This is a genomic window from Trichormus sp. NMC-1, assembly GCF_001858025.1.
Lineage (GTDB): Bacteria > Cyanobacteriota > Cyanobacteriia > Cyanobacteriales > Nostocaceae > Anabaena.
This window is the reverse complement of sequence record NZ_LZQD01000006.1, coordinates 155,684-163,867: the sequence shown is the minus strand read 5'-3', so window position 1 is coordinate 163,867 and position 8,184 is coordinate 155,684. Positions and strand designations below refer to the sequence as shown.

General features: G+C 37.9%; 9 protein-coding genes and 1 pseudogene. All 10 read right to left on the bottom strand.

Annotated elements, in window-relative coordinates; genetic code table 11:
* A pseudogene (locus A9Y75_RS19005) lies at positions 1–430 on the bottom strand (photosystem II q(b) protein); the annotation flags it as partial.
* A 226-nt stretch (positions 431–656) separates the two neighbouring features.
* Positions 657–1,007: a histidine triad nucleotide-binding protein gene (locus tag A9Y75_RS19000; protein WP_071191108.1), complete on the bottom strand. Its 351-nt coding sequence runs from the start codon at positions 1,005–1,007 to the stop codon at positions 657–659.
* A 223-nt stretch (positions 1,008–1,230) separates the two neighbouring features.
* Positions 1,231–1,626: an arsenate reductase, glutathione/glutaredoxin type gene (arsC, locus tag A9Y75_RS18995; RefSeq protein WP_177176240.1), complete on the bottom strand. Its 396-nt coding sequence runs from the start codon at positions 1,624–1,626 to the stop codon at positions 1,231–1,233.
* 263 nt (positions 1,627–1,889) lie between these two features.
* Complete coding sequence (locus tag A9Y75_RS18990) at positions 1,890–2,345, bottom strand: ArsI/CadI family heavy metal resistance metalloenzyme (protein ID WP_071191106.1); 456 nt, start codon at positions 2,343–2,345, stop codon at positions 1,890–1,892.
* A 50-nt stretch (positions 2,346–2,395) separates the two neighbouring features.
* Positions 2,396–3,544: an ACR3 family arsenite efflux transporter gene (gene arsB / locus A9Y75_RS18985; RefSeq protein WP_071191105.1), complete on the bottom strand. Its 1,149-nt coding sequence runs from the start codon at positions 3,542–3,544 to the stop codon at positions 2,396–2,398.
* 156 nt (positions 3,545–3,700) lie between these two features.
* Positions 3,701–4,963, bottom strand: a complete 1,263-nt coding sequence (gene arsJ / locus A9Y75_RS18980; RefSeq protein ID WP_071191104.1) for an organoarsenical effux MFS transporter ArsJ — start codon at positions 4,961–4,963, stop codon at positions 3,701–3,703.
* Between the two features lie 171 nt (positions 4,964–5,134).
* Positions 5,135–6,151, bottom strand: coding sequence for an ArsJ-associated glyceraldehyde-3-phosphate dehydrogenase (locus A9Y75_RS18975; RefSeq protein WP_071191103.1), 1,017 nt, complete (start codon positions 6,149–6,151; stop codon positions 5,135–5,137).
* Between the two features lies 1 nt (position 6,152).
* Positions 6,153–7,202, bottom strand: coding sequence for a PstS family phosphate ABC transporter substrate-binding protein (locus A9Y75_RS18970; protein ID WP_071191102.1), 1,050 nt, complete (start codon positions 7,200–7,202; stop codon positions 6,153–6,155).
* A 155-nt stretch (positions 7,203–7,357) separates the two neighbouring features.
* A complete protein-coding gene (locus tag A9Y75_RS18965; protein WP_071191101.1) occupies positions 7,358–7,672 on the bottom strand; it encodes a metalloregulator ArsR/SmtB family transcription factor in 315 nt (104 codons plus the stop codon).
* Between the two features lie 256 nt (positions 7,673–7,928).
* Positions 7,929–8,184, bottom strand: a 256-nt coding sequence (locus A9Y75_RS18960; RefSeq protein WP_201788428.1) for a hypothetical protein, incomplete at its 5' end; no start/stop codon positions are given.

The window sequence follows — 8,184 nt, the reverse complement described above, 5'->3', positions numbered from 1 at the left end:
AGATCCAAGGACGCATACCTAAGCGGAAAGAAAGTTCCCATTCACGACCGAGGTAGCAAGCTACACCGATTAAGAAGTGGAAAATTACCAATTGGTAAGGACCACCGTTGTACAACCACTCATCTAAGGAAGCTGCTTCCCAGATTGGGTAGAAGTGCAAACCAATAGCGTTAGAAGAAGGAACAACTGCACCAGAGATGATGTTGTTTCCGTAAATCAAAGAACCTGCAACTGGCTCACGGATACCGTCGATGTCAACGGGAGGCGCAGCGATGAAAGCGATGATGAAGCAGGTGGTAGCAGCTAACAGGGTAGGAATCATCAGTACTCCGAACCAACCGATGTAGATACGGTTTTCGGTGCTGGTGATCCACTCGCAAAAGCGATCCCATACGTTAGCGTTTGAGCGCTGTTGTAAGGTTGTGGTCATTTTATGAGTGCTTTATTTTTGTATGATGTTGATAGGTTTTTTTGCCTATCTGTATTCAAGATTAAAACCTAAGTTGAGTTTTGTAAAGATAATTAAAATTAGTATTGGTTATCACAGTTATATGTTTTTCTAATGTAACGAGATTTACAAAAGGTATTTGGGTGGGGAACCCGGGCAACGCACTGGCTCCCCCACAAGATTTATAGATGATTTTCAGATGTGGAAGTTAACCAGGAGGCCAGGACATAGGACGACGACCTAGTATATGTATATGTAGGTGATGGACTGTTTGACCGCCATCAGCACCAGTATTCATGACTACGCGATAACCGTTTTCTAGTCCAGCTTCTGCTGCGACTTTTTGGACTGTTAACAATAGATGTCCTAATAAAGCCTGATCTTCTGGTTTGGCTGTTGCGAGGTTAACTATGGGTTTTTTGGGAATGACAAGGATGTGAACTGGGGCTTGGGGGTTAACATCTGTAAAGGCCAGGGCTAAATCGTCTTCATAAACAATATTCGCGGGAATTTCTTTACGAATGATTTTGCTGAAAATCGTTTCTGTGGTATTGCTCATGCAGATTTACTTACTCATCTTCTTTGGAATAGTTATCATATAAGTAGGTTGGCGTTAAAAATTGTCGTTGGGATAAGGCAGGGGGCAGGGAGCTTTCTAGCAGGGGGAAAAAGGGTTTTAGCCTTATTTACTTTTCTTTACACAGTTTGGTTTTATTCTGCCCACCTACTTATATGCGATCGCCAGTAGCATCTAAGAAAGTTATTAATAACTAATAACTAATTTAACTCAGAGATACAATTAATTTTATAACTCTTTCCTTAACTTCTTCACGCACACGACGAAAGGTGTCAATATCTTGATCTTTAGGATCATCAAGTTGCCAATCTGCAAATACTTCTCTTAACACCCAAGCTTCTGGTAAATTCACACCGCAACCGCATAAAGAAATCACCGCATCAAAATCTTCAGGGTTAAAATCACTGAAAGGTTTAGAAGTTTGATGACTAATATCAATGCCTATTTCTGCCATAACTTCTACAGTGATGGGATCTACTTCACTAGATGCTAAACCAGAACTAGAAACTGCGATTTTACCCGCTCCTAAAGTTTTAGCAAAACCTTCTGCCATTTGGGAACGACGGGAATTATGTTTACAGATAAACATTACCTTTTTCATAATGTTATTAGTTATTAATAAATTGCACAATTAAATCTAACTATAGGAATCCGGTTTGATTCCTGTTCGCGGTAGCGTGCCGTAGGCATATTTACTCGTAGAGGCAGGGAACTCTTAACAGGGAACTCTTAACAGAAAAGAAGGAATATAAGGTGTACTGAGTTTGTAAGCGCAAAGCGCAGGCTGCGCCAACAAAAATCAAATATTATTCCTATATGTGAGAAAAAATTAACACGGTTAGGTGGGCAATGCCCACCTACTTATTACCCACAACATGGTTTTTTCAAAGCTTGTACTTCCTGTTCAGAATCCACAGTAGCACCCATATTCTCATCTGGTTTTGTATCTGCCACCTTTACCACAAATACTTCCCAGCGATTGCCATCAGGATCTGTTACCCACACCTTATCTTGTAAAGCATAGCAACATTCTGTATTTTCCTCTGTAAACAATGCTAGTCCAGCGTCTACAAACCTTTTTATAGAAGCTTGTACTTCTTGTGTACTTCCAACCTGCACACCCAAATGAGATAATGCTCCCCCAGTCTGTACGCTAGAAGTTAGGTTCAGTGTCAGGTTTAAAGCTGGGTTGGGAATATCAAACTTAGCATAGTCAGCCTTATATTTAACAGGTTCTACACCAAACATTGCTTGATAAAATGTTACAGATTTTTCAATGTTGGTGACATTCAAAGCGACATGAGTTTTCAGACTTGACATAAAATTTTCTCCTTGTAGGAATTATTTTATATTGATTATAATCAATATAACTAGGAAGGATGAATACAGCGGGGATCTAACAAAGTTGCCTTTTCTGGTTCCCTAGGAAACCAAGCTGCTGTGCGCTTACAAAATTCAACCAGCATTAACATTACTGGAACTTCAATTAAAACTCCTACGACTGTTGCTAATGCAGCACCAGAATTTAAACCAAACAACATTACTGCTGTGGCAATAGCAACTTCAAAATGATTACTAGCACCAATTAAAGCCGCAGGGGCTGCATCTTCATAGGATATATTCAATTTTAATGCTGCTACATAACTAATCAAGAAAATAAAATTAGTTTGAATGAATAAGGGAACAGCAATTAATAGAATGTGCAAGGGATTTTTAACAATTAATTCTCCCTTAAAGGCAAATAGCAAAACTAAAGTAATCAATAAAGCACTAGTAGCAATGGGAGAGAGATATTTCAGAAATTCTCTTTCAAACCATTGTTTACCTTTATATTCAAAAATCCAGTAGCGACTATACATCCCTGCAATTAACGGCAAGCCAACATAAATCAATACAGATAAAACTATTGTTTGCCAAGGAACTGTTAAATCATTTGCTGCTAGTAACCATCTCCCTAATGGAGCATATAAAAACAGCATTGCTAGAGAATTAACTGCCACCATTACCAAGGTATGTGCTTGATTTCCATAAGCAAGATATCCCCACATTAAAACCATTGCTGTACAGGGAGCAATTCCTAATAAAATTGCCCCAGCAATGTAAGAATTGGCTAAACTAACTTCATTGCCACGAATTAATTCTGCACCTGTAATCAATGGTTTAAATAACCAACCTAAAAAGAATTGGGCAAATACCACCATTGTGAATGGTTTAATTAACCAATTCATGACTAAAGTCAGAAGCACAGGTTTTGGTGTGCGGAGTGCATTTTTAGCTTGGGTAAAGTCGATTTTCACCATGATGGGGTACATCATGAAAAATAGACATATAGCAATGGGAATTGATACTTGATAAATGCTAATAGCGTCTAGGGTTATGGCAATACCTGGAAATAATTTCCCCAATGTAATTCCTACTAATATGCAGATGAAAACCCAAACAGTTAGGTACTTTTCAAAAAAGCTGAGATTGCTTTGAGGTTTGACTGGGGTTGTATTTTCCTGCTGATTTATATTCATGCATATCTCCTAATAATCAACAGATGTAATTTATGATTGGTAATTGGGAAAACTATAGATAGCATTTGTCGGTTGAGTGATGTACAAGAACCCCACCCCCAACCCCCTAAGAGCAAGCGAGGACGGGACTATGATATGAATCAATTTTGAATTATTTTAATCACCGTCACCAGCTTTCCACGCAATATCTTTACTAGGTTGAGGATTTGGTAACTTCAGAGAAACCAAAGCTGCTGCTAAAACAAAAAACGTTGATGTCCACAGACAACCGACTAAACCTGATAACTGATAAACTAAACCTGATAATACAGTACCTGCGAGACGACCACCAGAGTTAGCCATATAATAAAAACCAACATTTAAGGCTACTTTGTCATCATCGGTAAATGCTAACACTAAATAGGAATGAACAGCGGAATTGAAAGCAAATACCACACCAAAGATGAGGAGTCCACCAATAATTACTAGATTAGCAGGTAAACCGATTTGCAGAGCAAGAGCGATCGCACAAGGAACAGCAGTTAAAGTAAAAGTCCAAAATTGGATAGTCTGAGATTGTGGTGGACGACCAGAACCAAACTTTTGCATTAAATTTGGGGCTAAAAATTGAATAATTCCATAACCGATTACCCAACAAGCCAAAAACCCTCCCACTTGATAAAAAGACCAACCTAAAGTCTCACGCAAAAACACCGGTAAAGCTACAACAAACCACACATCTCTCGAACCAAAAAGAAAGAATCTAGCCGCAGATAAAATATTAATTTCCTGACTTTTAGAAAACAGTTGACTAAATTTCACCTTCTTCTTAATTTTGCCCATTCCCTTCGGCAACATCAACCCAGTGAACATAATTAAAAATAGTCCACCAGCCATTATCAACAGAGAATTCACAAACCCAAACAAAGATAAAATCGCACTACCAATAAAAAAACCAACTCCCTTTAAAGCATTTTTAGAACCCGTTAAAACTGCCACCCATTTAAACAAAGAAGATTGAGCATCTTGAGGAACTACCAAACGAATAGCACTTTTAGTACTCATCTTAGTTAAGTCTTTTGCAATTCCTGAAAAAGCCTGTGCAACCATTACATAAAGAACTGCAACCCACTGTACCCAATTAGGATTTAACCAAGACAACATCACCAGAGAGAAAATCTGTAAACCAATACCAGTGTAAAGAGTAACTTTCAATCCAAATTGCGAACCAATCCAACCACCTAAAAAATTTGTAACAATACCAAAAACTTCATAAAATAGAAACAGAGAGGCAATTTGCAGAGGTGTATAACCAATTTTATTAAAATAAAGCAACACCAACATTCGCAAAGCACCATCAGTAATGGTGAACCCCCAATAAGCCAAAGTAACTAAAGCGTAGTTCTTTAAATTAGCATTAGAACTTGTAGTAGAAGCCATGATTAAAAATTCACTAAAAAATTTACAATGTCAACTTTTAAACTTTTAAACTCTTCATCTCTGCGTGACGGACACTTTGCACAAGTCGGGAGACCCGCCCATGCAAGTGTCCTCCTCTGCGTGAAAAAAATCTTTGTGGGGTAGAAACAAAATTCCACCCCCTTTAAACCATTATTTCTGCAAACTTAAAGCCACCTTTCGCGCTAATTCCACCATGCGATTGGCATAACCCCATTCATTGTCATACCAAGCCAGAATTTTCACTTGAGTTTCATCTACAACCATTGTGGAAAGGGCATCAATAATTGAAGAACGAGGATCATCTTTATAATCAATTGACACTAAAGGACGTTCTTCATAACCCAAAATTCCTTTTAATGGTTCTTGTTCAGAAGCTGTTTTCAACAAACCATTAATTTCTGCTACAGTTGTCGGGCGAACAACTTCAAATACACAATCTGTTAAAGAAGCATTTAACAAAGGTACACGCACTGCTAAACCATTCAATTTACCATTTAATTCTGGATAAATTAACCCGATAGCTGTAGCTGAACCCGTGCTAGTGGGAATTAATGACATACTTGTTGCCCTAGCGCGACGCAAGTCTTTATGAGGTGCATCCACGATAGTTTGAGTATTAGTATTGTCATGAATTGTGGTAATTATTCCATGCTTAATTCCTAAGCCTTCATGAATTACTTTTACCACTGGGGCTAAACAGTTTGTAGTGCAAGAAGCAGCAGTTAATAAATGATGTTGTTCAGGTTCATAAAGGTAATCATTTACCCCCATGACAATATTTAAAGCTTCTTCTTTGACAGGTGCAGCAACAATTACTTTCTGCACACCTCTTTTAAAATAATGTTCCAGGGAAGCGGGTGTTCTAAACTTACCGGAACATTCCAAAACTATATCAACACCAAAGTCTTCCCAAGGAACTTCACCAGGTAGAGAATATTCACTAAAACTCAGGGGTTTACCATCAATTACAACTTGGTTTTCTACAGCTTCAACTTCCGGTGTCCAGCGTCCATGTACAGAATCAAATTTGAGCAAGTGTGCTGCTGTTTCTGCACCACCTTTAGTTTCATTAATATGTACAAATTCTAGTTCTTTCCAACCCCAAGCAGCCCGGAGATCAAGCCTTCCTATGCGGCCAAATCCATTGATTCCTACACGAATTGTCATGTTAAAATTCCTTTTGTTTACGCAATAATTCTCCCAGTGTCAAGTCAAATTGTGACTTTCCAGCAAATACTGTTCCTATTTTGCCTTTGTATAAGTGAACGTAATCAAGTTTGTAAGCTTCCTCTGATAAAGGAACATAGCCAACAGAAATAGCTGTAGTTGCTGCTTGTTTAATGTAGAAATCTGCAAACTTATACACTACACTTTTGTTTTTGCTAGACCAAAGATTGACATATATAAATAAGGGTCGAGAAAGAGGTTGATATTTGGCTTTTTCTACTGTTTCTCGTGATGGGAAAACAGCCCCTTTACCGTTATTAACTGCTAAGACTTTTAATTTATCTTTGTTTTCTTCGTAGTAAGCATAGCCAAAGTAACCCAATGCATCAGGGTCTTTATTAATACCTGCAACTAACGCTTCATCATTTTCGCTGGCTGTGTAATCTTTGCGGCTGGCTTTGGCTTTACCAACAACGGCTTCGGTAAAATAGTCAAAGGTTCCAGATTTATCGCCAGCACCGTATAATTTTATTGGGCGGTCTGGCCAAGAAGCGCGTACTTGGTTCCAACGGGTGATTTTTCCTTCAGCTTCTGGTTCCCATATCTTTTTTAGTTCAGCAACTGTAATGTCTTTTGCCCAGTTGTTTTGGGGGTTTACAGCTACAGTTAGGGCATCAAAGGCAATGGGTAATTCCATGTAGCTTACGCCATTTTTTTTACAAGCTGCCATCTCTGTCTGGGTAATCGGCCGAGAGGCGTTACTGATGTCTGTTTCTCCAGTGCAGAAGTTTTCAAAACCTCCGCTAGTACCGGAAATGCTGACTTTTACTTGGGCGTTATTTTTGGAGTCGGCTTGAAACTCTTTAGCGATCGCTTGGGTAATCGGATAAACTGTACTAGAACCATCTATTTTGATGATTGCAACATTTGCTGAATCAGTAACTTGTGTTGCCTGTTGAGTTTGAATTGATGAGTCGGATGTACTTGCACAGCTAGTCACAAATGTAAACATCCCAACCGTTAAAGCCAATTTAGTCGCTGTTGTTTTCACTGACCTCACCTGTATTGCTGATACTAACAGTATTTCTCTATCATTTCAAAAAAAATTGATATGTCAAGCACAAGGATAGCATTGTATATAAAAATTAATCAAAAAAACTTGATATATTGGATAGGAGACTTATCGTCTTGATATTATCCAGCTTGTTAATCACAGCAAGAACGACGTGTTGGCATGATATGATTGAGCCGAAAATCTGCTAAATATTGTTCTAAAACCCGAAATTGGGGCAAATTTAAACTGTAATAAATCCAGCGTCCTTCATGACGGGCATTAACGAGATTTGCTTCTTTAAGATTTTTGAGATGAAAAGACAGTTTTGATTGACTTATCTCTAAAGCATCACATAAATCACATACACAAAGTTCACGCTGACGCAGTAATTCTATCACGCTGACTCTAATCGGGTCAGATAGGGCATGAAAACCCGCTACAATTGAATTGTGAATAGCAATTGGCATTATTTCAAATTAAAAATTAAAAATTGAAAATTGAAAATTGAAAATTGGGTGATTGGTAATTGGTAATTGGTAATTAGGGATTGGTGATTATTGGTAATTAAGTTATTCTTAATTTTCTCCGCGTCCCCGCGTCTCCTCAATTATGACGCAGCAACTACTGTTTCTGGTTGATAGCGAATTCCAGCTTCTTTGAATCTTTGTAAAGCTTCACCCAAGCTATCAGCAATAAGTAAATTGAAATTGGTGTAGCAATTTACTATTTTTGAGGAATTAATTTAATTAAACTCCTTAAAGTAGAATTAACGGATTCTGAATCAGGAAAGTATTGTTTCACGTCAGGATCAAGAACAATTATATCATTTTGACTAGGGAAATTTTTTACTGTTGTTGTACCATCTTCATTATGAATAGTAACACTATATCCTTCTTGATACTGTTGATAATATTTACCCTGAATGGGATTTTTTAGTTGACTTAAATCATATTCTTCTTTTAAGTCATCGTCTAATTCA

Excerpts from the sequence above, each read along its gene's own strand:
- A9Y75_RS19000 (WP_071191108.1), bottom strand. The coding sequence starts at position 1,007 with ATGAGCAATACCACAGAAACGATTTTCAGCAAAATCATTCGTAAAGAA.
- arsB (WP_071191105.1), bottom strand. The coding sequence starts at position 3,544 with ATGAATATAAATCAGCAGGAAAATACAACCCCAGTCAAACCTCAAAGC.
- A9Y75_RS18990 (WP_071191106.1), bottom strand. The coding sequence starts at position 2,345 with ATGTCAAGTCTGAAAACTCATGTCGCTTTGAATGTCACCAACATTGAA.
- arsJ (WP_071191104.1), bottom strand. The coding sequence starts at position 4,963 with ATGGCTTCTACTACAAGTTCTAATGCTAATTTAAAGAACTACGCTTTA.
- A9Y75_RS18965 (WP_071191101.1), bottom strand. The coding sequence starts at position 7,672 with ATGCCAATTGCTATTCACAATTCAATTGTAGCGGGTTTTCATGCCCTA.
- A9Y75_RS18975 (WP_071191103.1), bottom strand. The coding sequence starts at position 6,151 with ATGACAATTCGTGTAGGAATCAATGGATTTGGCCGCATAGGAAGGCTT.
- arsC (WP_177176240.1), bottom strand. The coding sequence starts at position 1,626 with ATGAAAAAGGTAATGTTTATCTGTAAACATAATTCCCGTCGTTCCCAA.